Raw genomic sequence first — 25,752 nt, 5'->3', positions numbered from 1 at the left:
GAAGTCATGGCGACAACAACGCAGTTACGCCGTGCAGTAGCGTCGAGCTTCCTCGGCAGCGTGATCGAGTACTACGACTTCCTGCTCTACGCCACGGCCTCCGCGGTCGTGTTCAACAAGGTCTTCTTCTCCTCGCTGGACCCGCTGGTCGGCACGATCGCGAGCTTCGGCACGTTCGCCACCGGCTACCTCGCCCGCCCGCTCGGCGGAGTCCTCTTCGGACACTACGGGGACCTGCTGGGGCGCAAGAAGATGCTCGTGCTCACCATGAGCCTGATGGGTGTGGCGAGCTTCCTGATCGGTCTGCTGCCCACCTACGCCCAGGTCGGCTGGCTCGCTCCGGCCGGACTGATCCTGCTGCGGGTCGTGCAGGGCATCTCCGTCGGCGGCGAGTGGGGCGGCGCCGTGCTGATGTCGGCCGAGCACGCCACCTCCCGGCGTGGGCTGTGGGCGAGTTTCACCAACGCGGGTGCGCCGTGCGGCATGGTGCTGTCGACCCTCGCGTTGTCCGGCACCGCCGCACTGGTCGGCGAGAAGGCCTTCCTCGAGTGGGGCTGGCGGGTGCCGTTCCTGCTGAGCCTGGTGCTGCTCGGCATCGGCCTGTTCGTGCGGATGAAGGTCGAGGAGACGCCGGTCTTCGAGGCGGAGCGCAAGCCCGGCTCGATGCCGTTGCTCGACGTGCTGCGCAACCACCCGCGCACGTTGTTGCTCGGCATCGGTGTCGGCCTCTCCGCGTTCGTCGCGCAGTCGACCCTGACGACCTTCATCCTCGCCTACGGCGTTCAGGCGGGTAACAGCCGGCAGACGATCCTCAACGCGCTGACGTTGTCCTCGGCGCTCGCGGTGATCGGCATCCTCGGCTGGTCGGCGGCGTCGGACCGGTTCGGGCGCAGGCCCGTCGTGCTCGCCGGCGCCGTGCTCATGGCGGCGTTCGGGTTCGTGCTGTTCCCGTTGGTGGACAACGGGTTCGTGGTCCTCGCCCTCGTGCTCGGCCAGGCAGTGATCCACCCGATGATGTACGGGCCGCTCGCCGCCCTGTACAGCGAGCTGTTCAACACCGGCAGCCGCTACACCGGCGCCTCGCTCGGCTACCAGCTCGCGGGTCTGGGCGCGGGGCTCGCGCCGTTGCTCTTCGCGCAGGTGCAGAGGTCCTCCGGCACGGGGGCGATCCCGTTCATCCTCGCGGCGTTCTGCCTGCTCACGGTCGTGTGCACGGTGATCCTGCGGGAGACCAGCCGAACCAGCCTGACAGGAGACAGGAATGCGGAACTCGGGGCTGGGCAGCTGGCCACACCGCCGCGCGCGCATGGCGCCGAAGCGTGAAGCGCTGACCTACGACGGCGTCTCGACCACGTACGGCGAGCTGGCCGTTCGCACGACCCGGCTGGCGTGGCGGTTGCGGGAGCTCGGAGTCCGGCACGGTGATCGGGTCGCGTACCTCGGCCCGAACCACCCGTCGTTCGCCGAGACCCTGTTCGCCACGCACCAGCTGGGCGCGATCTTCGTGCCGTTGAACTTCCGCCTCTCCCCGGCGGAGATCAACTACCAGCTCGGCGACTCCGGCGCACACGTGCTGGTGCACGCGCCGTCCCATCAAGTGGAGCATCCGCGGGCGGTATCGCTTGCCACGTACGAGGACTGGCTTCTCGGCGGTTCCGACGAACCGCTGGACGAGCCGGTCGGCATCGACGACGCCGCTCTGATCCTCTACACCTCCGGCACCACGGGCAGGCCCAAAGGCGCGATTCTGAGCCACGCCAACCTGTTGTGGAACACCTTCAACCTGATGATCGGCGTCGACATCGCGTCGAACGACGTCACCCTCGTCACAGCGCCGCTGTTCCACGTCGCCGCACTCACCCAGACGTTGCTGCCCACCTTCATCAAGGGTGGGCACAGCGTGATCACGTCGGGCTGGGACGTCACCCGGTGCGTCTCGTTGATCGAGACGCACGGCGTGACGTGGATGTTCGGTGTGTCCACGATGTACGCGGACCTGGCGTCCTCGTCGCTGTGGCAGACGGCGGACCTGTCGTCGTTGCGGGTGCTGCTGTGCGGCGGGGCGGCGGTGCCGGACGCGGTGATCCACGCCTATCAGGACCGGGGCCTGGTGTTCTGCCAGGGTTACGGCCTCACCGAGACCGCTCCGGGCGCCACCTTCCTGGAGGCTTCCGACAGCGTGCGGCGGGCCGGTTCGGCCGGACCGTGCGTCTTCTTCGGGGACCTGCGGCTGGCCGACACCGGCGAGATCGAGGTGCAGGGCCCCAACGTCACCCCGGGCTACTGGAACGACCCGGTCGCCACCGCGGCCGCGTTCACCGAGGACGGGTGGTTCCGCACCGGAGATCTCGGGCGGCTCGACGACGGCCACCTGTACGTCCTGGACCGGCTCAAGGACATGTACATCTCCGGCGGCGAGAACGTCTATCCGGCCGAGGTGGAGAACGCGATCACCTCGCACCCGGACGTGGCGGAGGTCGCCGTCGTCGGGGTGCCGGACCAGCGGTGGGGCGAGGTCGGACGCGCGTTCGTGCGGCCTCGCGACGGCGCTGTGGTCGACGCGGCCGGGCTGCGGGAGTTCCTGCTGCCGCGCCTGGCGAAGTACAAGATCCCGGTGCACGTCGAGGTGGTGTCGGAACTGCCGCGAACGGGCTCCGGGAAGGTCCTCAAGCCCGCGCTGCGCCGGTTGCCGCTGTGACCTCGTGCCGGGCCAGGATCGTCTGGACCGCCTCGTCCACCGAGTGGGCCATGGCCTTCTCGGTGGGCGCCCAGTTCATCAGCAACATCCGGGGCCAGAACGCGAAGTTCGAGATCATGCCGAGGAACTGGGTGGCGGCCAGGATCGGATCCCCGACGTCCAGGGTGCCGGCCTCGTTCTCGGCGGCGAGGTAGTCGCGGACCGCGTCGAAGAACGGCTGTTTGCCCAGCTTGAACTGGGTCTGGCCGAGTTCGGGGAAGCGCGGCGCCTCGGCGATGACGATGCGGAACAGCGCGACCATGCCCGGCCGCGTCAGCAGCGCCACGTACCGGTCACCGAGCGCTTTGAGCCCCTTCGCCGGATCACCGGGCTGCGGCGTGAGCGCGCCCTCTTCCGTGCGCCAGTAGTCCGTGACGATCGCGTCGAACAGCTCGGCCTTCGTCGGGAACTGCTTGAACAGCGTCGCCTTCGACACCCCGGCCGCGTCGGCGATGCGCGCAAGCGAGGTCTTGTCGTAGCCGGATTCCAGGAACAGCCCCGTCGCCGCGTCGACGATCGCCGTCCGCTTCTGCTCCGCCATGCGTTCGTGGTAGGTCGGCACGACGTCCAGTATGCCATGAGGTGAGTCACTTGACTCACCATGCTGATCGCGCCTACCGTCCCGAGGTGAGTCACTCAACTCACCACTGGAGGACATGATGGGACGCTTCGACGGCAGGACGGTGTTCGTCACCGGCGCGACGAGCGGGATGGGCGCGAGCCACGTGCGGGGCTTCCACGCCGAAGGCGCGCAGGTCGTCATCGCCGCACGGGGCCTGGACGCGGGCTCGAAGGTCGCCGAGGAACTGGGTGAGCGGGCGTTCGCCGTGCGGCTCGACGTGACGGACGAGGACGCGTGGATCTCAGCGGTCCAGGCCGCGGAGAAGCGATTCGGGCCGGTGTCGGTGCTGGTGAACAACGCGGGCGCGCAGCACGCGGCCGCACTGATCGAGGACACGTCACGCGAGGTGTGGGACCGGACCATGGCGGTGAACCTGACCGGGCAGTTCCTCGGCATCAAGCACGTCGCGCCGTCGTTGCGCAGGGCGGGCGGCGGGTCGATCGTGAACATCGCCTCGACCATGGGCAACGTGGGTTCGCCGTACTACGCGCCGTACGTCGCGAGCAAGTGGGCGCTGCGCGGACTGACCAGGACCGCCGCGCTGGAACTCGGCAGGGACGGGATCAGGGTGAACTCGATCCATCCCGGTGTGGTGTCGACGCCGCTGATCAACGAACCGGTCGCGGCCGGTCAGCCCGCGATCGGCGACCTCTACTCCCCCGCGCCGTTCGCCGTGCCGCGGCTGGGCGAGCCCGGCGAGTTCACCGCGCTGGTGCTCTACCTGGCGTCGGCGGAGGCGGCGTTCGCGACCGGGTCGGAGTTCGTGCTGGACGGCGGCCTGCTGCTCGGCCCCGCGCTAGCCGCGTAGGTAGTCCGTCACCGGGCCGAACGTGAACAGCCCGGTACCCGCCACGAGCTCGTTCTCGGCGGGCAGGAGCAACGCGTGTGCGCGCTCCGCGAGTTCGTCGTCCCCCAGTCGGGTGGCCGCCATCGCCAGCAGGCAGGCACGGACCTCCGTGAGCAGGTCCGCCGGTCCATCGGGAAGAGCACGCGCGGCCTTCAAAGCCTCGTCGTGCGGCAACGCCAGCGGGCGCACCCAGTCCCGATGCGGTCCCCAGTCGTCGTCGAGGTCCACTGTGGACGGCCCGTGCAGGCTCAGCAGGGCCAGCGGCAGGAGTCCGCGTTCCATGCCCCACATGCCGGTGCCCCTGACGCGACCGGCCGCGACCCGATACGCGCTGTCGGCTTCGGCCTTCCGGCCTGAGGCCGCGAGTTTCAGCGCCGCGTACCAGTCGGTGAAGAGGCCGACCAACGGCAGGTCGTGGCGCTGGGCCAGTTCGTCGGCCGCGGCCGCGTGCTGGTCGGCGGTGCCGAAATCGGCCAGCGCGGAGCAGGCCTGGACGAGGATCAGGTGGCCCAGCACCTCGTGGGTCACCAGGCGGCCGGACGCGACCTCGAGGAGTTCCCGGCCGATCGCGGCACGTTCCGGAGCCAGGCCGGTGCGGTGGAAGGTGTGCATGAAGCGGGCGTTCAGCGCGAACGCCAGCAGTTCGGGGTCGCCGAGGGCATGAGCCGTGGCCTCGGCCTCCCGTGCTTCACCGAGGCGGGCACCGGTGCCTCGGTCCTCCATGGCGATGGTGGCGAGCAGGCGGGCACGGGTGGCGGTGGGGCCGGGGAACGCGGGCAGGACGCGTTCGGCGGCGGCGACGAGTTCGGCGGAGTGGGCCGGGTCGTCGTTGGTGGTCCAGATACCGGGGACGTCGAACGATCCGATCACCTCGGCCACCGCGTCCGGGTCCACGACGGCGGGAGACGCGACGGTGTCCCGGCTTCCGGGCTCCCCGGCTCCGGGCCCCCGTCCTTCGGCCAGCCGCAACGCGGCCGACCTCTGCTCCCGCGCCCCCTCCAGGTCTCCGCTCACCGCCAACGCCCTGCCCAGTCCGGTCAGCAGGTCGAGCCGCTCCGAACCGGCCGCCACGAGCGCCGCCCGCCACAGCCGCACCGCCTCGCGAGGTGATCGATTCTCCTCCGCTGCCTCCGCCAGCGCCGTCACCGCCGCGGCACCTCGCGCACCCGCGAGGGCGTAGTGGTGAGCGAGCGTCTGGACGTCGCCGGGTGGCAGCACCTCCGCCACAGCGGCGTGCCACCGTGCGCGCCTGGTCAGCGACACGTCTTCGTACAGGGTGTCGCGCACCAACGCGTGCGTGAACCGGACGTGGCCGGGTGCGACCTCGACGACGAAACCGGCCTCGATCGCCAGGTCCAGCGCGTCGAGCACGTCGTGGCCCGCCAGCTCAGCCAGCAGGTCCACCTCGACGTCCCTGCCCAGCACGGAGGCCTGGTGCAGCACGGTCCGAACCTCGGCGGGCAGCCCGGCGAGGCGGTGCCGGAGCACGTCCCGCACACCGGCGGGCACCGAGCCGAGGTCGCCACCCGACGCGACCAGCCGGCCGAGCTCCTTGACGTAGAAGGGGTTGCCACCGGTGCGCTGGTGGATCACGCGCGCGTCCCGTGGTCCCACCAGCGCGGCGACGGCCTCTTCGTCCAGGCCGCCGAGCTCCGCACGGACCGGTTCGGCGCGCGCCAGTGCCTCCGAAGGCACCGCCGAACGCGAGGTCGCGACGATCAGCACCCGGCCGGAGAGCACGCGACCGGTGAACGCGGTCAGCACCGCGAGGGTCTCCTCGTCGGCCCGGTGGAGATCGTCCAGCACCACCAGCACCGGCGCCGCCGATTCCACAGTGGACACGATTGCCAGGCGGAGCCGGAATCGTTCGGCGGCAACGAGTTCCTCCCCCAGCGCTTCGACCACCTGCTGCCACGGCCACGCCACGGGCGCGTCCTCCTGGCAGCGCGCCCAGACCGTCCTCCAGCCCCGGCCGGCCAGCAGCTCGGCGAACGCCGTGGCGAGGGCGGTCTTGCCCACGCCGGCCTCGCCCGTCACCAGCGCGATCCCCAGACCGGCCGCCGGGACGGCGGTCTCCAGCAACGCCAGCTCGGCGGCGCGTCCCACCAGTGACGACACGGGTGGGGGCCGCAGGCGCGGGGACTGGGTCAGGATGTCCGACTCGAGCGCGCGGAGTTCCTCGCCGGGATCGACGCCGAGGTTCTCGACGAGCGCGTGCCGGGCCTCGCGGACCGCCTCCAGCGCGTCTCCCTGACGCCCTTCCCGGTACAGGGCCAGCGCGAGCAGGCTCCAGGCCTTCTCCCGCCACGGGTGGTCGGCCAGGTGAGCACGCAGGTCCGCGACGACACCGGCGGAACGGCCGAGGGCGAGTGCTGCTTCACAGCGTCGTTCGATCGCGACCAGCCGCAGTTCCTCCAGCCGGTCGATCTCGGCCCGTACCCAGTGCTCGTCGGCGAACTCGGAGTAAGCGGGCCCGCGCCACAGCGCCAGCGCACCGTCCAGCACGGACAGGTCGCCGCCGAGCATCTCCTCGAACCGCCAGGCGTCGACGTCGTCGGCGAGCAACGCGTAGCCCGCGCCCTCGGTGACGAGCAGCGACGACGGAGTCCGGGGTGGACGGTCCGGTTCGAGGGCTTTGCGCAGCGCCCCGACGAACGTCTGGACCGTGCCGAGGGCGCCGTCCGGCGGGTCCTCCCACAGGTCGGCGACGAGCGTGCGCACCGGCACGACCCGGCGCCGGGCGACCAGCAGACGGGCCAGCACGGCGCGTTGTTTCGGGCCGCCGAGGCGGGCGGATCCCGCGGTCAGCGGGCCGAGCACCCCGAACGTCACCACGCGCTGACCCTAACGCTGATTCGTTGCTGATCGGCCACCAGCACAGTGGGTGCGTGAACCACACCGCATTCGACCACCAGCGCGTTCAGGTCTCCGACGGCGTCGAGCTCAACGTCGCCACCACCGGCCAGGGCAGCCCGGTCGTGCTGCTGCACGGCTTCCCGCAGACCCACCTCATGTGGCGGCACGTCGCCGCCGACCTGGCCGCCGACCACACCGTGATCATGCCCGACCTACGCGGGTACGGCGACAGCGACAAGCCCGCCGACACCGGCCTCACCTACGCCAAGCGCACCATGGCCGCCGACGTCGTGGAGGTGGCCCGCGCGCTCGGGCACGACACGTTCGCCCTGGTAGGGCACGACCGCGGCGCACTGGTGGCGTTCCGCACCGGGCTCGACCACCCGCAGCACGTCACGCACCTCGCGTCACTCGACGTGCTGCCGACGCTGGACATGTGGGACGTCATGCACGGCACGTCCGCCGCCGTCGGGTTCCACCTGTTCCTGATGGCCCAGCCTCCCGGTCTCGCCGAAGAGATGATCAGCGCGACCCCGGACGCGTTCTTCGGCCACTTCCTCGACATCTGGAGCCAGACGCCGTTCCCCGAGGACGTCCGCGCCGAGTACCTGCGGGCGAGCCGCGAGGCCGTCACGTCGATCGTCGCGGACTACCGGGCGTCGGCGACGATCGACGTCGAGCACGACACCGCCGACAAGGCTGCGGGAGCCCAGCTGAAGATGCCGGTCACCGTGCTGCAGCAGGACTGGGGCGCCGCGCTCGGGTTCGACGCCAGGGCGTTGTGGCAGGCCTGGGCGCCCGACCTCGACCACCGCACCGTCTCCTGTGGACACTTCATGGCCGAGGAGGCGCCGGACGTGGTCGTCGCGGCCATCCGCGACCTGCTGAAGCGCTGAAGCACGACGGGCCGGGGCGGACAGCCCCGGCCCGTCGCACCGCTCATCCGACCGTGAACGTCACCTTCAGCAGATCGCCGTGCCGGGTGACCGAGCTGACGGGCTGGTTGTTCAGCTCGACGGTGCGGACACCGGGGGCGTGCACGGTGATCGTCACCTGACCCCGGTCCGCCGGGCGCCCGACCGCGAGCCGCAGCGTGCGCCCGTCGACCTCGACCGACTGGCGGCTCAGCAGATCGACGCTCAACGGCCTCTCGCCCGCCCTGCGCACCAACGCGTCCCCGCCGTCGTACAGCACGTCGTCACGCCGATCGCCGGCCAGCTGGACACGAACATGCCCGTCCCGCACCTGTTGCGCCGGCACGATCGCACTCGGCGCGGCCGCCGACCTGGTCTCCAGCGACGCGCCGATGCTCGCCGAGGTCGCGCCGCACCACCGGCCGCTGGACTGAACCTCACGCCTTGACGCGGGCCTTGGTGGTCCACATCCGGTAGCCCGCCGACAGGGCCTCGGCCTCGGAGACGAACGTCATGTCGCCCTTGGTCCGCCGGTAGTACGGCGAGTCGGGCGTGTGGTAGACCATCGTCTTCGAGTTGCCCTTGACCGGCAACGACTCCTGCTTCGCCGGCTTCGGCGCCACCGGCTGTTCGGCGATCACCACCTGCTCCGCCGCCGGCCGGGGCGCGGGCAGGGCGAGGCGGGTCTTCGGGCGTTCGGGCTGCAGGCGGCCGCGCACGGACAGCCACGTCACCAGCGAGCCGACCGCGAACGACACCAGGCACAGCAGGAACATCTGCGAGAACAACCAGAGCACAACGAACTCCTAACGGACTACGACGTCGACCTGGCGTGTGGCCGGGTCGTACTCGCCGCCGGGGGCGGGACGGGTCTCGATGGCGATCAGCGCGGCCGACACTCCCTGGCCCACGAGGACGTCGCGCACCATCTGGCCGCGCGTCGTGGCCACCGCCTGGTCGGTGCCGTGTGCCACCAGCGTGATCGAGGCACGCGGCGCGACCAGAAGCATGCGGCCGACTCGTTGGATGAGCACCGTGCCGTGGCCTTCGTAGGCGGTGGTGCCCTGCACGAACCGGATCGCGCCGTTGCCGTTGACCAGGCGGGAGATCGAGTCGTGCAGCGCCTCGACGTTCAGGTCGCCGACCACCGCGGACGGGCCGACCTCGATGCGGTCGGTGACCTGCAGGCCGTTCGCCGCCTGGGTGATCGCCTCGCGGACCGCGGTCGCGCGGGCCTCGTCGGGGACGCGGGCGGCGATCGCGATCTGACCGTTGTGGACGGTCGCGGTCACGTCGGAGACCTTGGCGGACAACGCGGCGGAGACCACCCGCCCGACGACGGCCGGGGGAATCGGCAGAAGGCCGCCGAGCCGGAGCGCGGCCGTGACGCGGTGGTCAGCGACCTGCACGGCCCCGATGAGCGCACCGCGTTCCTCGTCGTCGGCGACCGCGCCGGAGACCAGGATCTCGGCGCCGCGCACCGCGACGAACAGCTGCGCCGGTTCGGCCTGCCGCACGTCGGCCGTGCCGACACCCGAGACGTCGGAGACCACGGCGCGCACCGCGTCGACCGAGCGCGGCGCGACCTCGCTGACCACGACGGTCCGGCCCTCCACGGCGACAACGCCGTGGTAGCCGGCTTTTCCGAGCGCCGAACGCACATCGGCGTCCAGCGACCGCTCGATACCACCGCCGTAGACGACCACGCCGGTGGCGGCGAGCAACGCGGGCAGCAACAGCCCGCCAATCCAAACCGCGTGAGGCAAACGCACGGCGCAGGGGTACCGGACCTCGCGACCGAAAAGCCAGCCGCCCAAGCCTTTCGAACCGAACTTCACCCGGTCAGGTGGCAGGAACCGGGCCCGCCACCTGACGCAGCGGCCCTACTCGACAGCGGTCTTCGTCCTCCGCCACGCGATCACGATCAACGCGATCAGGCCGAACAACGGGATGGTGCTGACGGCCCAGGACAGGCCCATCGGCGGACCAGGCTGCTCCATCACCTGGAGGTTCTTCAGCTCACCGGTCCCCGCACCGGCCGGTCCGTCGACGTCGAACCGCAGCGTCCACGTCCCGGGCTCGGGCAGGGAGTAGATGTCCAGGCCCCACACCTCGCGCTTGCGGGGATGGCGGGCAAGCGGGTCGTCGTCGCCCACCACGCCCTCGTGGAGCACGGTCAGCGTGCCCTTCTTGCCCTCGATCCCGTCCTCGGGGGCGAACGTGAAGTCCAGCGACTGCATGGCCTTCACCGGCCACGTGCTGAAGCCGATGGTCAGGTCGTACGGTCCTGCCTGCACCTTCTCGGTGTGCACGACGTTCACCGGCTCGAACGCCAGCGCCGGGCCGGCCAGTCCGAACAGCAGGGCTACCGTGCCCGCGAGGCCCAGCAACGTCTTACGCATGGCGCTCTTCCTTTGCTGGTGCGAGGTGACGGAGCATGTGACCGAACCGCCGGCCGAGCATCCCGGCGAGGGCACCGAGCAGCACGCCCGCCACGACGGTGGCCACGTAGCGTTCGATCGCGGGGAAGTTGCTGCCGTACACCAAAATGCGCTGCACGGGCGCGAGACCCGTGATGATCAGGCCACCGACCGCGCCGGGAACCCAGGCCGGCAGGCCGCGCAGCAGTTCCACGGCGACCGCGACGAGGATCAGGCTCATCGGGATCATGTTGGGCAGGGCGGGGATGCCGTCGACGTAGTCGCGCAACGGCAGGCCGGTGGCGTCCGCGTAGACCTCGGTGGCCCACGGCGAGAACCACCAGAACACGGCCTGAAGTGCGGCGACGACCACTCCGACGGCGAGCGCGCCGCCGCGCTGCTTCAGGACGTACGCGCCCATGAACAGGATCATCACCGAGAAGAACGCACTGCCCGCGTTGACCGTGTTGACGGGTCCGCCGGGCAACGCGCGCAGGCCGAGCACGGTCACCATGCTGAACGCGAGCAACGTGGCCGCGGCACCGGCGACGCCGTAGGTGCCCCAGCGCTCGTCCCTGGCGACCGCGAAGATCATGACCGCGCCGACCATCGTGATCGAGATCGACAGCAGCAGCCCGATGTGCGGCGGTGAGTCGATGACGGCGTCGAAGCCGTACAGGCCGTGCCACCACTGGTCCCACAGTCCGTAGACCAGGAACAGCGCCGCGCCGATGCCGGAGACCAGGTAACCGACGGGGGCCTCGAACGTGCGGCCGAAGACACCGACCGCGCGGCCGCCGACCATCGGGTCGACCGTCTTGTCGCGCTTGGCGTTCGCGGTCGTCAGCAGCACCACGGCGAGGCTCGCCAGGCCCGAGATCGCACTGCCCGCGTACAGGAACAGGTGCGGCATGGTGAAGAACGTGTCCGGCCCGACGTCGGAGTGCCACTGGATGTCCCAGGTCAGTCCGATCAGCGAGAGCAGGGTGCCGCCGAGCACGACGCTCGCCGGGACCAGCCCCCTCGGGACCGTCCTCGCCGGCGACGCTGTCGTCGCCGCGATGTTCGCGGTCATTTCTCCCCCTTCTAGGTGAGCAGCAGCGGGATCACGACCCGCTCGCTGCGCAGTGACACGGTGATCTCCCATTGGCCGGCCATGAGCAGGTCGACGCCCGCGACCCGGTACTGGCCGGGAGCCTGCGGCGCCGCGGTGATCGGGGCGAGCGCGTGGCCCATCTGCGGCATGGCCGGTTCGACCGTCACATCACCGTCGGCTGCGTTGCCGGAACGGTCGGTGATCCGCAGGTCGAACGCGTTGCTGCCGGTTCTGGTGCTGGTGGGCGTGAGCTCGAACCGGAGCCCGCCGCTTTCGGCGAGGTGCGGCTGGGCCTCGACACCGCGTGGCCACAGCACGACCAGCGCGGCCACGATCGCGATCACCCCGGCCAGGACGGCTACCGCTGAACGCCTCACTTCGAAACCACCTTCCCGGCGGGAACGTCGACGATCTCGGGCACGGTGACGACCGAGTAGTCCCGTTCGACCTGGATCCACACGAGGTACCTGCCCGGCAGCGGGAACGAGTAGGTGAACGGCACGTCCGGCCCGTAGGCGGCGACGCTCTCGTCGGGCTTGTCCGGCATGCCCGGCGCCGGCGGGATCATCGAGTGCACGTGCGCCCAGATCGGCGCGTCGACGGCGGTGTCGGTGACCGGGCCGACGACGATCATGTGGCCGAGCATGCCCAGCCACGGCTGCAGGTCGCGCTCGCCGAACTTCGCGGTGATCGTGCTCGGCCTGCCCGCCTCCCGGATCTCCATCGCCGTCTCGGTCGTCCCGTCGTTCGCCTGGGCGGCGGCGGATCCGGCGACGTCCACACTGGACCGCAGCAGCTGCACTCCCCCGCCCCGCCGCGCGATCTCGGCGGCGATGGCGTGCGTGCCCTGTTCGGGACCGCGCAGCCGGGCGCGGTACTCGCCGGGCGCCGTGCGGACCGGGTGCAGGTGACGGAGGTGACCGGACGGCGAGACCACGACGAGGTGGACGAACGCGCTGTCGTGCACCAGCAGGTCGTCCACGGGCCGTCCGGACGAGCCGTCCGTCAGGCTGAGCACGAGGTCGTTGCCGTTCATGCTCGGGACGAGGTTCACCGGCGGCCGCGAGAAGTCCACTGTGGACGTTCGCTCGTAGGGGTTCGTCACGTTGTCATAGGTCGGATCCAACTGCGTGCCGGGCGCCGCGACCGGCGGGATGCTCGGTGCCAGCAACGCCGCCGTCACGCCGACCGCCACCGCCGCGACCACGCCCGCTGTGGGCACGAGCGCGAGCCCGGGCCTGCCGGACACGGCGAACAGCAGCGCCGCCAGCAACAGCAGTCCGGCCGCGATGAACCCGCCGTAGGTCGCGTTCTCCCACGGCGACGGCACGAGCGCGGGCACGACGAACGGAATGGTCGCCTCGTCGACCGCCAGCTCCCACGGTCCGGGCCGGTCCACGCGCAGGACACCGGAGTAGAACCCCGGTGTGGCACCGAGTTCCACCTTGGCAGTGCTGCTCGGTGCGCCCGCCGCGCGCAAGGTCAGTGCGACGTCACCGGCCGGTGTGCCCGCGTGCGTCACGACGTCGACGTGCACCGGTCCCGGCACCTCCGCGACCCGCCGGATGATCACCGTCAGGTCGCGGTCGCCCAGGCTCTGCGCGACGTGGACGTCCGCGCCGGACTGGACGCCGTCGGCCAGTGCGGGGGCCGCGATCCCCAGGATCGCCCCCAGCACGAGCAGCAAGGTCACACCACGTCGTTTCATCGCGACCGAACGTATCGATCATGCCCACCTCACCGCGTCACTGCCGAGACGGAAACCGGGTCCCCCGCGCGGGGGATCTCCGACCCCTGCGAAGCGGGAGGTTCTCAGGGACGTCATCGGGCAGGATTGCGCTCGATGGATCTGATCAAGCTGCCCCTCAAGCACCAGTCGTGGCTGGTCGCGGCCGTCTGCATGGTCGTGGACGGCGGGTTCGTGTTGCTCGACGGCGAACCGTTGCACCAGACCGTGATCGTGCTGGTCCTGACGCTGGCCGTGGACGCCATGCTCGCCGGTCCCGCCCGGCTGTCGCTGTGGGTGGCGGCGGCGCAGGCGGCCGTCCCGGTGATCGTCCTCGTCTCGATGCGCAACGGGATCGACGCCAACGACGCCGGCCTGCTGATCGCCGGGTACCGGGCAGGGGCGTGGCTGCGCGGCACACCGGCCTACACCTCGCTCGGGCTGCTCTCGGCCAGCCTGATGACCTGCATGATCATCAACGGCTACGGCCCGTTGCAGGCGGTGCTCGTGGCGTGCAAGGGCGCGTTGCTGCCGTGGCTCGTCGGCCGCTACACGACGGCCCGCCGCGCCTACCTCGCCGAGTTGGAGAAGCGGTCGGCGATGGCGGAGAAGGACGCGAAAGCCGCTGTCACCAAGGCGATCACCGAGGAACGCGGTGCGATAGCCCGCGACCTGCACGACGTGATCATCCACCACGTGAGCGCGATCGGACTGCACGCCGGCGCCGCCCGGCTCGGCCTGCCTGACGGCAATCCCAAGCTCACGAACTCGCTGCGCGCGGTCGAGACGTCCAGTCGCGCGGCCATGGTCGACCTGCGGCACCTGCTCGACCTGCTGCACGGCGACAAGTCCGAGGGCGCGCGGCAACCGGGCCTCGACAACCTCGACGAACTCCTCGACGGCGTGCGCGCGGCGGGCAGACCGGCTCGGCTGGAGGTGCGCGGGCAGCGGCGGGACGTGCCGGAGTCGTTGGACATCACGGTCTACCGGATCATCCAGGAGATGCTGACCAACGCCCTGCGGCACGGTGACGCGTCCGGCGTGACGGTGACCCTGGAGTACGCGCCGGACTCGCTGACCGTCGCCGCGTGCAACGTCGCGGGTCCCGGCGACGACTCGGGATCGGTGCGCAGGGGCCTGGTCGGCATCCGCAACCGCGCGGGCATGTTCGCCGGCACCACCCGGTCCGGGTTCGAACCGGACGGCCGCACCTGGCGCACCGTCGTCACGTTCCCCCTGGAGGCGTCATGACCCTGTCGGTGCTGCTCGCCGACGATCACGCGATGCTGCGCTCCGGCATGCGCGCGATCTTCGACACGCAGGACGACCTCCGGTGCGTGGCGGAGGTCGCGGACGGGCGGGCGGCGGTCGCCGAGGTCGCGCGGCTGCGGCCGGACGTGGCGGTGCTCGACATCCGCATGCCCAAGCTGGACGGCCTCGGCGCGACGGAGATGATCCTCGCCGACCCCGCGAACCGCACGAAGGTCCTGCTGCTCACGACCTACGACACCGACGAGTACGTCTATCGCGCCCTGAAGGCAGGGGCCAGCGGGTTCCTGCTGAAGTCGCTGCCGCCGGAGGAGCTGATCTCGGCGGTCAGGGTGGCGGCACGCGGTGATGCGTTGATCGACCCGTCCGTGACGCAACGGCTGATCGCGCGGTTCGCCGTCAGCCTCGCGCCTCCCCCGACGCCGCCGGAGCTCGCACTGCTCACCGCACGCGAACGCGAGGTGCTGCTCCTGGTCGCGGCGGCCTGCAGCAACGCCGAGATCGCCGCGCGGCTGCACGTCGGGGACGAGACGGTGAAGACGCACGTCTCGCGGGTGCTGTCGAAGCTGGGGCTGCGGGATCGGGTGCACGCCGTGGCGTACGCGCACATCAACGGGCTGGTGCAGAACCGCCGCTGAGCCGCGGGGACCCCTCGTCCACCCCGCGGCCCAGCCGGTCAGCTCTGCCAGACGATCGGCGACTTGACGTAGTCGTCGCCGCGGTTGTACTCGGCCCCCGCGACCTTCAAGCCGTCCTGAGCCGCGCTCAGCACGCACGTCTCGTACGTCTCGCCGGCCGCCTTGAACGTCTTCGGCGCGCTGGTGGAGTCGCACTTCGGGGTGTCGCCGCTGATGATCACGCCGGTGCCCTTGCCGTCCTCACCGAGGCCGCGCAGGCCGATCGAGGTGAAGCTCAGGTCGGTACCGCTGAGGTTCTCGACCTTGGCCCGCAGGTAGAACGGCGTGATGTTCTTGGCCTTGTCACCGAACTTCGCCAGGTCCTCCTTCGCGCCCGCCTCGATGGCCGTGACGGTGACCGCGATGGTGCCGGTCTTGTCGCCGGTGACGAAGGGGATGACCGCGCGGGTGCCGACCTTGAGCTTCGAGCCGGGAGCGGTGACGTCGCCACCGGCGGGGACGGCGGGCACCTCCTTCGAGGCGCTGGTCTCCTTGGTGCTCGTGGCGGTGCTCGTGGTCGTGTCGGTGGCGGGCGTCGCCGAACCGGTGGTCTCGGAACCGCAGGCCGACAGGAGCAGGCCCGCCGTCGCGGCGGCGGCGATGAACAGGGGGCCACGGGCGTGCGTCACTGCGGGACTCCTCGGACTGCGGAACCTGGGTGCCCAGGACGTTAGGCCGGATGCCGGAGTGGCGGTATCGGTCGTTCACACCACACGGCTGCTCAGAGGTCGTCGAGGCCGATCAGTCCGTCCTGGATCGCCCTGGCCACCAGCGCCGCCTTAGTGGGGGCCTGCCTGCCGATGGCGGCGTACTTGACCCTGATCCGCTCCAGGTGGGAGTTCACCGTGCTGAGCGTGATGTTCAGGCGTTGCGCCACGAACTCCTTCGACTCGGACTGGAACCACTCGACCAGGACCTCGGTCTCGCGTGGCGAGAGGGCCGGCCTGGTGTCCGACCTGTCGCCCGCCAGCGCGCCCGCGAGTGCCGGTGGCGTGTACGACTGGCCGACGGCTGCCGCCTTCACCGCCTGCACGAGGTGGTCGGCGCCTTCGGCCTTGGTCAGGTAGCTGAGCGCGCCGATCTCCAGGCACTGCAGGGCGATCTCGTCGTCGTCGCGCATCGAGTAGACGATCACCTTGCGGCCGTCCTCGACGAGCTTGCGCAGTTCGGACGTGGCGGGCGCTCCTCCGGTGAGGTGCAGGTCGAGCACGACGACGTCCGCCGCGGCACCGGGTCCGGTCCAGGCCACCCCCGGGTCCTCGCCGCTCGCGACGAGCTCGACGTCCGCCGTGGACAGCCAGTGCGCGACTCCCGCGCGCACCACGGGATGGTCGTCGACCACGACCGCCGTCACGCCGTCCGCCATCTCGCCTCGCTCCTCACCAGTCCGCTGTGGACACTCGTCTCGACGGTGACCGCGGCTGCCGTGCCCGCCTCCGGCAGGGTCTCCGGCGCGTCCGCCACGACGGCCACGCGCACCTCGGTGGCGGTGCGCAGCAGACTCACCTTCGCACGTCCGTTCGCGACGGCGAGTGCCTGGGCCATCGGGGCGACCAGTTCACGACGAACCTCCGTCGGGACCGGCGTGGCCGTGCCGCTCACAGCGAGCGAGACGACGACACCGCGCCGTTCGGCGACGTCCACACACGCAGTCAGTTCGTGCAGCAACGGGTCGGGCACGTCGTCGTTCTCCGCGAACAGCCTTCGCAACTGCACGGCTGCCACCGAGCACCGCAGCCTGGTCGTCTGGTCGGCCACGCTCACCTGCTCGTCGGCCAGGTCGGCGAGCAGCGGCAGCACCGCGCCGAGCTGGCCCTCGAACCCGGCCTTCAGGTCCTGTTCCCGTTGGCGGGCCAGCTCTTCGCGGGTGCGGGCCGCGTCGTGCTCGGCGGCGGCCTCGGCGGCGAGGCGGGCGTCCCGGTGCAGCACGCGCGTGATCACCAGGACGCCGAGCTGGAAACTCGTGCCGCTCAGGATCACGACTCCGGCGGTGCCGACGTCGCCGGTTCCCGCGTGCGCGAACCACGCGATGCTGAAGCAGATGTGCGCGCTCAGTGCCGCCAGCAGCACCACCGGCCGTTCGACCAGCACCAGCAGCAGGTACCAGCCGACGAGCCCGAACGCCCAGTCGGCCGGGCTGAACGACGCTCCGGCGGGCAGGGCGGTCGTCGCCAGCACGGACGCGGCGAGAGGCGCGACGGCCAGCCACGCGGGAAGCCTCGGGCGGGCCGCCGCGACGTTCCCGGCGACGATCCCCAGTGCCGAGGTCAGCAGGACGTACGCGACCCACGCCGTCAGGCCGTGCGGGAACCCGACGAGCTGGGGCAGCGTGAGGACGAGCTGAATGGCCAGGACCACGACGAGCAACACTCGCCGCGTGATGATGAGAACCGCGTGGTCAGGCATCGGGCCACCTCAGCCGTGCGGTGGTGCCACGCCCCTCGGCCGACTCGATCACCGCGGACCCGCCCACCGCTTCGAGCCGATCGACCACCGATCCGCGCAGGCCACGCCGGTGTCCGGGCACGTCCGCGGGCACGAACCCCCTGCCGTCGTCCCTGATGACGACGACCGCGCCTCGCTCCACTGTCAGATCAGCGCTGGTGGTACCCGCGTGACGTTCGACGTTGGTCAGCAGCTCGCGCGCGGCCCGCACGAACGCCAGCGCGACCCCGGCCGGCACCGGCACGACCTCGGCCTCCACCCGCACGTGCACGGAACTGTCCCGCGCCACCGCCGCCAGCGCGGCCCCGAGGTCCACCGTCCCCTGCCCGTGCCCCCGTTCGGCCAGCACCACCAGATCCCGGCGCGCCTGAGCGGCCACCGCCACCGGATCACCTCCGTGCGCGGCCATCAGGAACGTCGCGGCAGCCGTGTCGTGCAACAGCGCCAGGTACTCCCGCTCCCGCCGCCCCTGGTCGAGGGCGACCGCCGCCGCCCGTCGCTGCTCAGCGGCCCGCTCCCGCAGCAGATCCACTCTCCGGCTCGACCGGCGCAACAACTCGTACGCCAGCCGCGCGAGCACCGACTCCAGCACCGCCCGCACCAGCACGCCGGGCCCGGTCGTCACCACCTGCACCGCGAGCAACGCCGCCGTCGCCGGCACCGTGATCTTGAGCGGCCACTGCCACTGCCACGTGATCAACGTCGTCGTCAGCACCGTCAGCACCCACTGATCGGCATCAGTCCCCAGCAACACCGACAGCACCACGACGCGGAGGAACGCCACCGGCAACGCCACGCGCGGCAAGCGGAAGTCGGCCACCGTGCTCGCCGCCACCAGCGCGCAGAGGGCCCAGCCCAGCGGGGAGTTCAGCGAGATCGCGCCGAACAGGCTGATCAGGACGACGCCGGCGCCGCGGACGGGACCCGCGAGACGGGACACCGTCGCAAGCAGCCTGGCTTCGAGCACGTCAGGCATTCTGCGTGAGGCGTTCCCAGACCGCCCGGCCGGGCCCAGCGCTGAGCCCCGCTGCCCAAGTGGTCCACATATCGTCCGCATATCGAAAAACGCGTACGCCCTCGCAACGCCCGGTCGGCTTGAGTTGAGGCGTGCTCAACACCTGGCAGGAGTGGGTCGGTACGGAGACCGGGGTCGTGCTCGGCTCGGTGCTGGGGTTACCGGTGGCCGTGCTCGTGATGCTGTTCCTGGCGCTGTACCGGCGGTTCAAGGGCACCGCGCGGCCGTGGCGGAACTCGTTCGCCGAGGTCGGCCTCGTCTACGGGACGCTGCCGTGGGTCTGGATCATCATGCTGCCGGGCGAGGAGCCGGGCGTCGAGGGCAAGCTGAGCCTGGTGCCGTTCGCGGACATCCTCGATCTCCTCTCCCACCGCGACATGGGTCAGATCGTCGGCAACATGCTGGTGTTCGCGGCGCTCGGGTTCTTCGCGCCGCTGAGGTTCGCGGGTCTGCGGTCGGTGTGGCGGGTGCTGGCGTTGGCGGCGGCGTGTTCCGCGTTCCTGGAGATCCTGCAGTTCGTGCTGCGGCTGGACCGGGTGTCCTCTGTGGACGACGTGCTGCTCAACGCCGTCGGCGCGGCGCTGGCGTCGCTGCTGTCCTGGCGGTGGTGGCGTCCCAAGCGGGCTTCAACGCCGGAACGGCAGCTGGTCGCGATTTGAATATGCGCGCGATATGTCGCGCTGCCTAGGCTGACGGCATGCGCGTGCTGATCGTGGAGGACGAGCCCTACCTGGCCGAAGCCGTCCGGGACGGGCTGCGGCTGGAGGCGATCGCCGCGGACATCGCCGTGGACGGCGACACGGCTCTGGAACTGCTGAGCGTCAACTCCTACGACCTCGCGGTGCTCGACCGCGACATCCCCGGTCCGTCCGGGGACGAGGTCGCGCGGCGGATCGTCGCGTCCGGCAGCGGCATGCCGATCCTCATGCTCACCGCGGCCGACCGGATCGACGACAAGGCCTCCGGGTTCGGGCTCGGCGCCGATGACTACCTCACCAAGCCGTTCGAGCTGCGGGAACTGGTGTTGCGGCTGCGGGCGCTCGCTCGCCGGCGCGCGTACGCACGGCCGCCGGTCAGCGAGATCGGTGGCCTGCGGCTCGACCCGTTCCGGCGCGAGGTGTTCCGCGACGGGCAGTACGTCGCGCTGACCCGCAAGCAGTTCGCGGTGCTCGAGGTGCTGGTCGGCGCGCAGGGCGGGGTCGTCAGCGCCGAGGAGCTGCTGGAGCGGGCCTGGGACGAGAACGCCGACCCGTTCACCAACGCCGTCCGCATCACGGTCTCGGCACTGCGCAAGCGGCTCGGTGAACCGTGGCTGATCGCGACCGTGCCGGGCGTCGGCTACCGCATCGACGCGGATGGCTAGGCCTCCCGGTCTCAGCGCCCGCCTGAAGTTCACGCTCAGCTACGCGGGCATCGTCGTCGTGGCCGGTGCCGTCCTGATCGCGGTGGCCTGGTGGTACCTGCTGCGCTTCGTCCCGGACAAGGACCAGGGCTTGCTCTTCACCAGCCCCAACCGCTACCTGCTCTCCCGCATCTTCGGCCGTGCCGCCGCCGTCGCCATGCTGTTCCTGGTGGCGTTCGGCCTGCTCGGCGGATGGCTCCTGGCCGGTCGCATGCTCTCGCCGCTCGACAAGATCGCGGACGCCGCCCGGCTGGCCGCGAAGGGGTCGCTGTCGCACCGGATCCGGCTTCCCGGCAAGACGGACGAGTTCCGCGAACTCTCCGACGTCTTCGACGACATGCTCGGCAAACTCGAATCGCACGTCGCCGAGCAGCGCAGGTTCGCCGCCAACGCCTCGCACGAACTGCGCACCCCGCTGGCGATCTCGCAGTCGCTGCTCGACCTCGCCCGCCAGGACCCGGCGCTGGTCGACGGCGAGTTCCTCGACCGCCTGCACACCTCGAGCCGCCGCGCGATCGACCTCACCGAGGCCCTGCTGCTGCTCAGCCGCGGCGACCGGGGCGTGTTCAGCCGGGAGCCCGTCGATCTCTCCCTGATCGCCGAGGAAGCCGCCGAAACCCTTCTCCCCCTGGCGGAACGGCGCGGGATCACGCTCGACGTCACCGGCGGCAAGGCGACCACGACCGGTTCCGCGGAACTGCTCCTGCGAGTGATCACGAACTTGGTCCAGAACGCGATCGTCCACAACCTCCCGTCCGGCGGCTCGATCACCGTCCACACCGAACCGCAGCACCAGGCGTGCGTCGTGCGGGTCGAGAACACGGGCCCCGTGCTCGCGGCCGACGTGGTGCCGACGCTCACCGAACCGTTCCAGCGCGGTGGCAAGCGCGTCCGCGACGACGATCACGCGGGCGTCGGCCTGGGACTCGCCATCGTGCACAGCATCGTCCGCGCGCACGAAGGCGCACTCGACATCGCGCCGCGGCCGGAAGGCGGCCTGCGCGTCACGATCCGGCTGCCCAGTCACGCAGTCGCGGCCCGATCTCGGTGAAGAACGCCGTCTTGGCGCGCGTGTAGTCGTCGTAGTCCGGCCCGCCCGCGTGCTGGTCGGCGAGCCTGCGCTTGATCTGCTCGTAGCGCCGGGCCTGCTCGGGGTGGCAGCGCAGCCAGTCGCGGAAGTCCACGACGAACCGCGCGAACGGCGAGTCGGCGCGGCGGACGTGCAGGATTGCGCTCTCCGCCGGCGAGTGGAAGAGGCGCTTCTCGTAGGCGGCGTCGTCCGCCTGATCGCCGGGCCTCCTGCCGTCCCGGTGCACGCCGGGCGAGTTCGGCCGCGCGCCGTGGGCCGGAACGAACGGCGTGGGCACGAGCAGCTCGGCCAGTTCTGCGAGTGGTGGCAGATCGGGCATGCGCACCTGCAGGTCGACGATCGGCTTCGCGCCGAGGCCCGGCACGGCGGTCGAGCCGATGTGCTCGTAGACGAAGCCGTCCGCTCCGGGCAGCGACGCCAACGCCGAACGCACCTCGGTGAGGAGCTCTCGTGCACGAACGGGCCAGGCGGCGTCGTATTCGACGATGACAGCGGAAGGCATGTCGCCACCTTAGGCCCGACGTGGTGGTCGCCCTTCACCGCTTTGCCGTTACACCGCCACTTTGCGCTCTCATCAATTCCGCGAATGCCGCGGAGACTTTCGGCCCTGGGGGATCCGGCCATTCGGGGTCAGGCTTGTTGGTCTTCTGCGTGGACGGGAGTGAACACGATGACCGAATCGAGTGGCAGCGGCCAGTTCCGCGTCGGCCCCGAACTCAGAACCGGCATGATCCAGACGCAGAACCAGGGTGCGAAAGCCGTTCTGTACACCGAGGTCGACGGCGAGCCGATGGTCGAGGGCGACATCGTGCTCACCCTCGTGCAGGAAGGCGAGCTGCACCCGGAGGGCGTGGTCATCCCAGGTCAGCAGTTCCGCTGGCCGGGTGGGCGGGTCCCGTTCGAGATCGACCCGACGCTGCCGGACCAGGCCCGCGTGCACAACGCCATCGCGCACTGGGAACGCAACACGCGCATTCGTCTGGTCCCAAGGAACGCGACAGACACGAATTTCATTCGTTTCCAGCCTGGCGACGGATGCAGTTCTCCCGTGGGCATGCGCGGAAACCGCCAGAACATCACCTTGGCGCCGACATGCCCGACCGGCGCGACCATTCACGAAATCGGGCACGGCGTCGGTCTGTGGCACGAGCAGAGCCGCGAGGACCGCAACAACTTCGTGACGATCGACTTCACGAACGTCCAGCAGCAGAACGCCCACAACTTCAACCAGCACATCACCGACGGGGACGACGTCGGGCCGTACGACTACCACTCGATCATGCATTATCCGCCGCGGGCGTTCGCGATCGACACGAGCCGCAACACGATCACGCCGACCCAGAACGTCACGATCGGCCAGCGCGAGGGGCTCAGTCCCGGCGACTGCGCGGCGGTGCGCGCGATGTACAGCGGCCTCGAACCGGCCGCGGTGTTCCGGGGCGTGCAGTTCACCGGCTCCGTCGCGGCGGGCTCGACGCGGACCTGGTTCACGCACAGCTGGCCCGCCCACTGGTACGTGCTGTGGACGGTCGTGCCGACCGCGCCCGCCGTCGACGGCCCGGCGCAGATCGAGTGGACGACCCAGGTCACCCGGCAGTCCGGTGGGCTGCTCAAGTACTTCCTCGCCATCAGGAACCTGACCGCCGGCCAGGTCGAGATCGAGGCCCGCTACGACGTGCTCGGCTGGTCGCCGGACGCACTGTGAGAGGAGCTGCCATGAGCGCCGACCTCGACGGCGGGGCCGCCCCCGCGTCGCTCGACGACCTGATCGTGGCCGAGCCCGCCGAAGCCGCGGGCAACGGTGGTGCGGCACCGGATGCCTTGCAAGACAACGAAAACGCCGCCGACGTCGAGACCCTGCCTGAGGCCGAGGACGCCGGTCCCGCGCCGGAACAAGAGTGAAGGGGGAACCCCGATGCGACTAGGTGTGCAGTTCCGAGGACAGGTGCCCGGCGGGTCGTCGCGGCGCTGGTTCACCCACAGCTGGCCGGAGGCCTGGCGGGTGGTGTGGATGGTGGTGCCGACGTGGCCGATGGTCGACGGCGCCCAGCAGATCGAGTGGAAGGTCCAGGTCGACCGGCAGGCCGCCGGGCTGATCAAGTACTTCATCGAGATCCGCAACCTCACCGGCGGTCCCGTCGACGTCGAGGCCCGCTTCGCCGTGCTGAACTGACCAGGTGCACGGCATCGTCGTGATCCCGGCAGGCACGCCCGCGTTCGGCCGGGCGGTGCTGCGGGTGCGGCTGCTCGACGTCTCCCTCGCCGACGCGCCGGCCGTCACGAAAGCCGAGCACGTCAGCGAGTTCCGCCGCGACGACACCGCCGAGCAGCGCCTGCCGTTCGACTTCGGCCTGGCTGATGGGCCGATGCTGAACGTCGCCGCTCACATCGACGTGAGCGGCGACGGGCGGGTTCGTCACGGCGATCTGCTCAGCACCAGCGCCGTCGAGCCGTCGGACGGCGTGGTCGTGTGCGTGGAGCAGGTGTGAATCAGCGCCGGTAGATCCCGAACTCGTACAGCGAATAGCCCCAGCCGGTTCCACGTTGCGTGGCGTGCAGCCGGACGTAGCGGCCGGTCGCCGTCACGTCGATCGAGTCCACTCCACCGTTGCCGGTGGTCGTGCCGTGGACGGAACGGAAGTCGTTGCCGTCGTCGGACACCTGGATCTCGTACGCACGCCCGAAAGCGCCCTCCCACACCAGCTGCACGTGCTGGAACGTGGTCACCGCGCCGAGATCGACCCTGATCCACTGCGGATCGGCCCAGTCGGTGGCCCAGCGCGAGGTTCCGCTGCCGTCCACCGCGTTCGACGGCGGGAACGGCGCGCCGTCGCCGACCTGCTGGTACGAGGACGCGGTCACCGGCTTGCCCTGGGCCACGTTCACGCCGGACGGTTGCGGCGCCACGACCCGTACCGACCGGGTCTCGATGCCGATGTTGCCGCGCCCGTCCTCCGCCATCACGTAGACCTTCCAGACGCCCAGGCGGTCCGGGGCGGTGGCGGTGAGCCGGTTTCCGTTCACCTGGACGGGAGCGCCCGCCAGTCCGCCGCTGTTGTCGACGTACTTGCTGTTGAACGCGGCCGACCACTGGATCGCGTCGCCGTCCGGATCGGACGCGGCCACGTCGATCGTCAGCGGCGCGCCCGCCGCGACGGTCTGCGGCACGGTCATCGACGAGATCACCGGCGGGGTGTTGGCGGGAGTGGCGCCACCGAACGCCCTTTGGACCGAGTAGAACGAGAGCCGTTTCTTGCCCGCGGGCGTGAGGTTGAACCAGACAGCGCCGAAGTCGTACTCCGTGCCGTAGTGGAAGAGCGTGCCGCCGAAGGCCACGCCGGTGTGGCCGACGATGCAGTTCCAGGCCTGGGTGTAGCCGTCGCGCTTCTGCACGTCGGTCGGTTCCGCGGGCACGCCGTTGGCGTCGTTCGGCACCTCCCACTCACCGGCCGGGCCGGCCTCGGTCAGGATGTAGGGCAAGGTGTAGCCGCCCGAGATCCAGTCCTGGCGCACCTTGCAGACGTTGCCGTAGGAGTTGACGGCGTAGAGGTCGAGGTCGGGTGCGTGTGCCTTGAGGTACACCCACGCACCGGTCCACGCGTCCGTGTTCGTCACCGGGTGGTTCGTGTCGATGGCGTGGATCGCCCGCGCCGCCTCGTTGACGTACTTCGCGTACTCGACGCGCTGGGTCTCCAGCTCCGCGCCGGAATAGCAGTTCTGCAGGCCGAGGATGGACTCGTTGCCGACGTTCCACATCAGGACGCCGGGGTGGTCCTTGTACGTGGTGACCCATTGGCGGATCTGCCCGAGCATGTCCGCCTTGTACTGGGCGTCGGTCACGTAGTTCACGCAGCCGCCGGAACCGGGACCGCCGCCCGGCTGCAACCAGAAGCCGTTGATCACGCGGAGACCGTTCGAGGCAGCGGCGTCGAGCAGCGGACGGGTCGAGGCGTCCGTGCCCCAGGTGCGCAAGGTGTTGACGCCCATGGACTTCAGCTCCGGCATGTACCGCGCGGCGTCCGCTGCCGGCGGACCCCAGGTCAGGCCCTTCACGACCCACGGCCGGCCGTCGACCGTGAGCTGCCAGTCGCCCTGCGACCCGGTCACGTGCACCCCGGTTCCCGGTACGACACCGCCTTGCGTGCCGTAGACCCGGAACTCCCACAGCGAGACGCCGTAACCGTTGGCGCGCTGGGTGGCGTTCACCCGGACGTAGCGACCGGTGCCGGTCACGTCGTAGCCCTGCCGGCCGCCGGTCGCGCCGGTCACCGAACGGATCGGCTGCCACGAGTCACCGTCGGCGGAGACCTGGATCTCGAACGCCGTCGCGTACGCGGACTCCCAGTCGAGCTCGACCCGGCTCACCGCCGACGAGGCGCCCAGGTCGACGCGCAGCCACTGCGGGGCGCTCCACTCACTGGACCAGCGGGTGTCGCCGTTGCCGTCGACGGCCGCCGACGCGGGTGTGCCGCCGTTCTCGGCCGACGACGCGAGGGCGGGTCTGCCCTGGGAGAGCAGGGTGGGAGCGGCGTGAGCCGGTAGGACTGCCAGGCCGAGGAGCACGGCGATCACCGTGCAAATGGAGCGGACGCGGACCATCGCGCCTCCTGCCACAGGTAGGGATGTAGGAGGAGAG

At 70.7% G+C, this 25,752-nt stretch carries 28 protein-coding genes; 13 read left to right on the top strand and 15 right to left on the bottom strand.

The window, feature by feature from the left end; genetic code table 11:
* Positions 1-6 precede the first annotated feature (6 nt).
* Both ACIRG5_RS41710 and ACIRG5_RS41705 read left to right on the top strand, forming a co-directional pair.
* Positions 7-1,323: an MFS transporter gene (locus tag ACIRG5_RS41710; RefSeq protein ID WP_402915824.1), complete on the top strand. Its 1,317-nt coding sequence runs from the start codon at positions 7-9 to the stop codon at positions 1,321-1,323.
* On the top strand, positions 1,262-2,698 hold the full coding sequence (locus tag ACIRG5_RS41705) for a long-chain fatty acid--CoA ligase (protein WP_402915822.1): 1,437 nt from the start codon (positions 1,262-1,264) through the stop codon (positions 2,696-2,698). The genes ACIRG5_RS41710 and ACIRG5_RS41705 overlap by 62 nt, the downstream gene beginning before the upstream one ends.
* On the opposite strand, the gene ACIRG5_RS41700 is transcribed toward ACIRG5_RS41705, so the two are convergent.
* Positions 2,667-3,299, bottom strand: a complete 633-nt coding sequence (locus tag ACIRG5_RS41700) for a TetR/AcrR family transcriptional regulator (protein WP_402915820.1) — start codon at positions 3,297-3,299, stop codon at positions 2,667-2,669. The genes ACIRG5_RS41705 and ACIRG5_RS41700 overlap by 32 nt on opposite strands.
* A 97-nt stretch (positions 3,300-3,396) precedes the next feature.
* On the opposite strand from ACIRG5_RS41700, the gene ACIRG5_RS41695 reads away from it, so the two are divergent.
* Complete coding sequence (locus tag ACIRG5_RS41695) at positions 3,397-4,167, top strand: SDR family NAD(P)-dependent oxidoreductase (RefSeq protein WP_402915818.1); 771 nt, start codon at positions 3,397-3,399, stop codon at positions 4,165-4,167.
* On the opposite strand, the gene ACIRG5_RS41690 is transcribed toward ACIRG5_RS41695, so the two are convergent.
* Positions 4,156-7,041 carry a BTAD domain-containing putative transcriptional regulator gene (locus tag ACIRG5_RS41690; protein ID WP_402915816.1) on the bottom strand — a complete coding sequence of 962 codons (2,886 nt, stop codon included), beginning with the start codon at positions 7,039-7,041 and terminating at the stop codon, positions 4,156-4,158. The genes ACIRG5_RS41695 and ACIRG5_RS41690 overlap by 12 nt on opposite strands.
* A 53-nt stretch (positions 7,042-7,094) precedes the next feature.
* Between ACIRG5_RS41690 and ACIRG5_RS41685 the strand changes: the two genes are divergently transcribed.
* Complete coding sequence (locus tag ACIRG5_RS41685) at positions 7,095-7,958, top strand: alpha/beta fold hydrolase (RefSeq protein ID WP_402915814.1); 864 nt, start codon at positions 7,095-7,097, stop codon at positions 7,956-7,958.
* Between the two features lie 43 nt (positions 7,959-8,001).
* On the opposite strand, the gene ACIRG5_RS41680 is transcribed toward ACIRG5_RS41685, so the two are convergent.
* The 7 genes from ACIRG5_RS41680 to ACIRG5_RS41650 form a co-directional block, all read right to left on the bottom strand.
* The gene (locus ACIRG5_RS41680) at positions 8,002-8,322 is read right to left on the bottom strand and encodes a hypothetical protein (protein ID WP_402915812.1); all 321 of its coding nucleotides are present in this window, start codon (positions 8,320-8,322) and stop codon (positions 8,002-8,004) included.
* Positions 8,323-8,413: 91 nt separating this feature from the next.
* On the bottom strand, positions 8,414-8,773 hold the full coding sequence (locus ACIRG5_RS41675) for a hypothetical protein (protein ID WP_330276456.1): 360 nt from the start codon (positions 8,771-8,773) through the stop codon (positions 8,414-8,416).
* A gap of 9 nt (positions 8,774-8,782) precedes the next feature.
* Positions 8,783-9,748 carry a hypothetical protein gene (locus ACIRG5_RS41670; RefSeq protein ID WP_402915810.1) on the bottom strand — a complete coding sequence of 322 codons (966 nt, stop codon included), beginning with the start codon at positions 9,746-9,748 and terminating at the stop codon, positions 8,783-8,785.
* A gap of 111 nt (positions 9,749-9,859) precedes the next feature.
* Complete coding sequence (locus ACIRG5_RS41665) at positions 9,860-10,378, bottom strand: hypothetical protein (RefSeq protein ID WP_402915808.1); 519 nt, start codon at positions 10,376-10,378, stop codon at positions 9,860-9,862.
* Positions 10,371-11,471, bottom strand: coding sequence for a hypothetical protein (locus tag ACIRG5_RS41660; protein WP_402915806.1), 1,101 nt, complete (start codon positions 11,469-11,471; stop codon positions 10,371-10,373). The genes ACIRG5_RS41665 and ACIRG5_RS41660 overlap by 8 nt, the downstream gene beginning before the upstream one ends.
* An 11-nt stretch (positions 11,472-11,482) precedes the next feature.
* Positions 11,483-11,869, bottom strand: a complete 387-nt coding sequence (locus ACIRG5_RS41655; RefSeq protein WP_402915804.1) for a FixH family protein — start codon at positions 11,867-11,869, stop codon at positions 11,483-11,485.
* Positions 11,866-13,200, bottom strand: a complete 1,335-nt coding sequence (locus tag ACIRG5_RS41650) for a hypothetical protein (protein ID WP_402915802.1) — start codon at positions 13,198-13,200, stop codon at positions 11,866-11,868. The genes ACIRG5_RS41655 and ACIRG5_RS41650 overlap by 4 nt, the downstream gene beginning before the upstream one ends.
* A 135-nt stretch (positions 13,201-13,335) precedes the next feature.
* Between ACIRG5_RS41650 and ACIRG5_RS41645 the strand changes: the two genes are divergently transcribed.
* Together ACIRG5_RS41645 and ACIRG5_RS41640 are read left to right on the top strand one after the other, a co-directional pair.
* A complete protein-coding gene (locus tag ACIRG5_RS41645) occupies positions 13,336-14,469 on the top strand; it encodes a sensor histidine kinase (RefSeq protein ID WP_402915800.1) in 1,134 nt (377 codons plus the stop codon).
* A complete protein-coding gene (locus tag ACIRG5_RS41640) occupies positions 14,466-15,125 on the top strand; it encodes a response regulator (protein WP_402915798.1) in 660 nt (219 codons plus the stop codon). Before ACIRG5_RS41645 ends, ACIRG5_RS41640 begins: the two co-directional genes overlap by 4 nt.
* A 38-nt stretch (positions 15,126-15,163) precedes the next feature.
* Here the strand turns inward: ACIRG5_RS41640 and ACIRG5_RS41635 are convergent, their stop codons facing one another.
* The 4 genes from ACIRG5_RS41635 to ACIRG5_RS41620 form a co-directional block, all read right to left on the bottom strand.
* On the bottom strand, positions 15,164-15,793 hold the full coding sequence (locus ACIRG5_RS41635; protein ID WP_402915796.1) for a hypothetical protein: 630 nt from the start codon (positions 15,791-15,793) through the stop codon (positions 15,164-15,166).
* A gap of 92 nt (positions 15,794-15,885) precedes the next feature.
* Complete coding sequence (locus ACIRG5_RS41630) at positions 15,886-16,530, bottom strand: response regulator (RefSeq protein WP_402915794.1); 645 nt, start codon at positions 16,528-16,530, stop codon at positions 15,886-15,888.
* A complete protein-coding gene (locus tag ACIRG5_RS41625) occupies positions 16,515-17,570 on the bottom strand; it encodes a hypothetical protein (protein ID WP_402915792.1) in 1,056 nt (351 codons plus the stop codon). The genes ACIRG5_RS41630 and ACIRG5_RS41625 overlap by 16 nt, the downstream gene beginning before the upstream one ends.
* Entirely contained in the window at positions 17,563-18,585 is a 1,023-nt protein-coding gene (locus ACIRG5_RS41620; RefSeq protein ID WP_402915791.1) for a sensor histidine kinase, read from the bottom strand. Before ACIRG5_RS41620 ends, ACIRG5_RS41625 begins: the two co-directional genes overlap by 8 nt.
* Before the next feature lie 131 nt (positions 18,586-18,716).
* Between ACIRG5_RS41620 and ACIRG5_RS41615 the strand changes: the two genes are divergently transcribed.
* From ACIRG5_RS41615 to ACIRG5_RS41605, 3 genes are read left to right on the top strand one after another with little or no spacing between them, the layout of a single operon-like run.
* On the top strand, positions 18,717-19,283 hold the full coding sequence (locus ACIRG5_RS41615; protein WP_402915789.1) for a VanZ family protein: 567 nt from the start codon (positions 18,717-18,719) through the stop codon (positions 19,281-19,283).
* Between the two features lie 38 nt (positions 19,284-19,321).
* Positions 19,322-19,987: a response regulator transcription factor gene (locus tag ACIRG5_RS41610; RefSeq protein ID WP_402915787.1), complete on the top strand. Its 666-nt coding sequence runs from the start codon at positions 19,322-19,324 to the stop codon at positions 19,985-19,987.
* Positions 19,980-21,077, top strand: a complete 1,098-nt coding sequence (locus tag ACIRG5_RS41605; protein ID WP_402915785.1) for a sensor histidine kinase — start codon at positions 19,980-19,982, stop codon at positions 21,075-21,077. The genes ACIRG5_RS41610 and ACIRG5_RS41605 overlap by 8 nt, the downstream gene beginning before the upstream one ends.
* Here the strand turns inward: ACIRG5_RS41605 and ACIRG5_RS41600 are convergent.
* Positions 21,031-21,618: a GrpB family protein gene (locus ACIRG5_RS41600; RefSeq protein WP_402915783.1), complete on the bottom strand. Its 588-nt coding sequence runs from the start codon at positions 21,616-21,618 to the stop codon at positions 21,031-21,033. The two genes, ACIRG5_RS41605 and ACIRG5_RS41600, sit on opposite strands and share 47 nt — an antisense overlap.
* A 168-nt stretch (positions 21,619-21,786) precedes the next feature.
* Between ACIRG5_RS41600 and ACIRG5_RS41595 the strand changes: the two genes are divergently transcribed.
* Genes ACIRG5_RS41595 through ACIRG5_RS41580 form a run of 4 tightly spaced genes read left to right on the top strand, consistent with a single transcriptional unit; the run spans position 21,787 to position 23,605 of the window.
* Entirely contained in the window at positions 21,787-22,821 is a 1,035-nt protein-coding gene (locus ACIRG5_RS41595) for a M12 family metallopeptidase (protein ID WP_402915781.1), read from the top strand.
* Positions 22,822-22,832: 11 nt separating this feature from the next.
* Positions 22,833-23,018 (top strand): hypothetical protein, encoded by a 186-nt coding sequence (locus ACIRG5_RS41590; protein ID WP_402915779.1) that lies wholly within the window; start codon positions 22,833-22,835, stop codon positions 23,016-23,018.
* Between the two features lie 13 nt (positions 23,019-23,031).
* On the top strand, positions 23,032-23,289 hold the full coding sequence (locus ACIRG5_RS41585; RefSeq protein WP_319979526.1) for a hypothetical protein: 258 nt from the start codon (positions 23,032-23,034) through the stop codon (positions 23,287-23,289).
* A 4-nt stretch (positions 23,290-23,293) separates the two neighbouring features.
* Positions 23,294-23,605: a YbaY family lipoprotein gene (locus ACIRG5_RS41580; protein ID WP_402915776.1), complete on the top strand. Its 312-nt coding sequence runs from the start codon at positions 23,294-23,296 to the stop codon at positions 23,603-23,605.
* Position 23,606: 1 nt separating this feature from the next.
* On the opposite strand, the gene ACIRG5_RS41575 is transcribed toward ACIRG5_RS41580, so the two are convergent.
* Entirely contained in the window at positions 23,607-25,715 is a 2,109-nt protein-coding gene (locus ACIRG5_RS41575; protein ID WP_402915774.1) for a discoidin domain-containing protein, read from the bottom strand.
* Positions 25,716-25,752 lie beyond the last annotated feature (37 nt).

Source organism: Lentzea sp. NPDC102401, assembly GCF_044765805.1.
Classification (GTDB): Bacteria; Actinomycetota; Actinomycetes; order Mycobacteriales; family Pseudonocardiaceae; genus Lentzea; species Lentzea sokolovensis.
This window is presented reverse-complemented; position numbering and strand designations above follow the sequence as displayed.

What these genes read in the sequence shown, in the direction of transcription:
- ACIRG5_RS41710 (WP_402915824.1), top strand. Translation starts at nt 7, where the DNA reads ATGGCGACAACAACGCAGTTACGCCGTGCAGTAGCGTCGAGCTTCCTC.
- ACIRG5_RS41705 (WP_402915822.1), top strand. Translation starts at nt 1,262, where the DNA reads ATGCGGAACTCGGGGCTGGGCAGCTGGCCACACCGCCGCGCGCGCATG.
- ACIRG5_RS41695 (WP_402915818.1), top strand. Translation starts at nt 3,397, where the DNA reads ATGGGACGCTTCGACGGCAGGACGGTGTTCGTCACCGGCGCGACGAGC.
- ACIRG5_RS41665 (WP_402915808.1), bottom strand. Translation starts at nt 10,378, where the DNA reads ATGCGTAAGACGTTGCTGGGCCTCGCGGGCACGGTAGCCCTGCTGTTC.
- ACIRG5_RS41660 (WP_402915806.1), bottom strand. Translation starts at nt 11,471, where the DNA reads ATGACCGCGAACATCGCGGCGACGACAGCGTCGCCGGCGAGGACGGTC.
- ACIRG5_RS41650 (WP_402915802.1), bottom strand. Translation starts at nt 13,200, where the DNA reads ATGAAACGACGTGGTGTGACCTTGCTGCTCGTGCTGGGGGCGATCCTG.
- ACIRG5_RS41645 (WP_402915800.1), top strand. Translation starts at nt 13,336, where the DNA reads ATGGATCTGATCAAGCTGCCCCTCAAGCACCAGTCGTGGCTGGTCGCG.
- ACIRG5_RS41640 (WP_402915798.1), top strand. Translation starts at nt 14,466, where the DNA reads ATGACCCTGTCGGTGCTGCTCGCCGACGATCACGCGATGCTGCGCTCC.
- ACIRG5_RS41630 (WP_402915794.1), bottom strand. Translation starts at nt 16,530, where the DNA reads ATGGCGGACGGCGTGACGGCGGTCGTGGTCGACGACCATCCCGTGGTG.
- ACIRG5_RS41625 (WP_402915792.1), bottom strand. Translation starts at nt 17,570, where the DNA reads ATGCCTGACCACGCGGTTCTCATCATCACGCGGCGAGTGTTGCTCGTC.
- ACIRG5_RS41620 (WP_402915791.1), bottom strand. Translation starts at nt 18,585, where the DNA reads ATGCCTGACGTGCTCGAAGCCAGGCTGCTTGCGACGGTGTCCCGTCTC.
- ACIRG5_RS41610 (WP_402915787.1), top strand. Translation starts at nt 19,322, where the DNA reads ATGCGCGTGCTGATCGTGGAGGACGAGCCCTACCTGGCCGAAGCCGTC.
- ACIRG5_RS41605 (WP_402915785.1), top strand. Translation starts at nt 19,980, where the DNA reads ATGGCTAGGCCTCCCGGTCTCAGCGCCCGCCTGAAGTTCACGCTCAGC.
- ACIRG5_RS41600 (WP_402915783.1), bottom strand. Translation starts at nt 21,618, where the DNA reads ATGCCTTCCGCTGTCATCGTCGAATACGACGCCGCCTGGCCCGTTCGT.
- ACIRG5_RS41595 (WP_402915781.1), top strand. Translation starts at nt 21,787, where the DNA reads ATGACCGAATCGAGTGGCAGCGGCCAGTTCCGCGTCGGCCCCGAACTC.
- ACIRG5_RS41590 (WP_402915779.1), top strand. Translation starts at nt 22,833, where the DNA reads ATGAGCGCCGACCTCGACGGCGGGGCCGCCCCCGCGTCGCTCGACGAC.
- ACIRG5_RS41585 (WP_319979526.1), top strand. Translation starts at nt 23,032, where the DNA reads ATGCGACTAGGTGTGCAGTTCCGAGGACAGGTGCCCGGCGGGTCGTCG.
- ACIRG5_RS41575 (WP_402915774.1), bottom strand. Translation starts at nt 25,715, where the DNA reads ATGGTCCGCGTCCGCTCCATTTGCACGGTGATCGCCGTGCTCCTCGGC.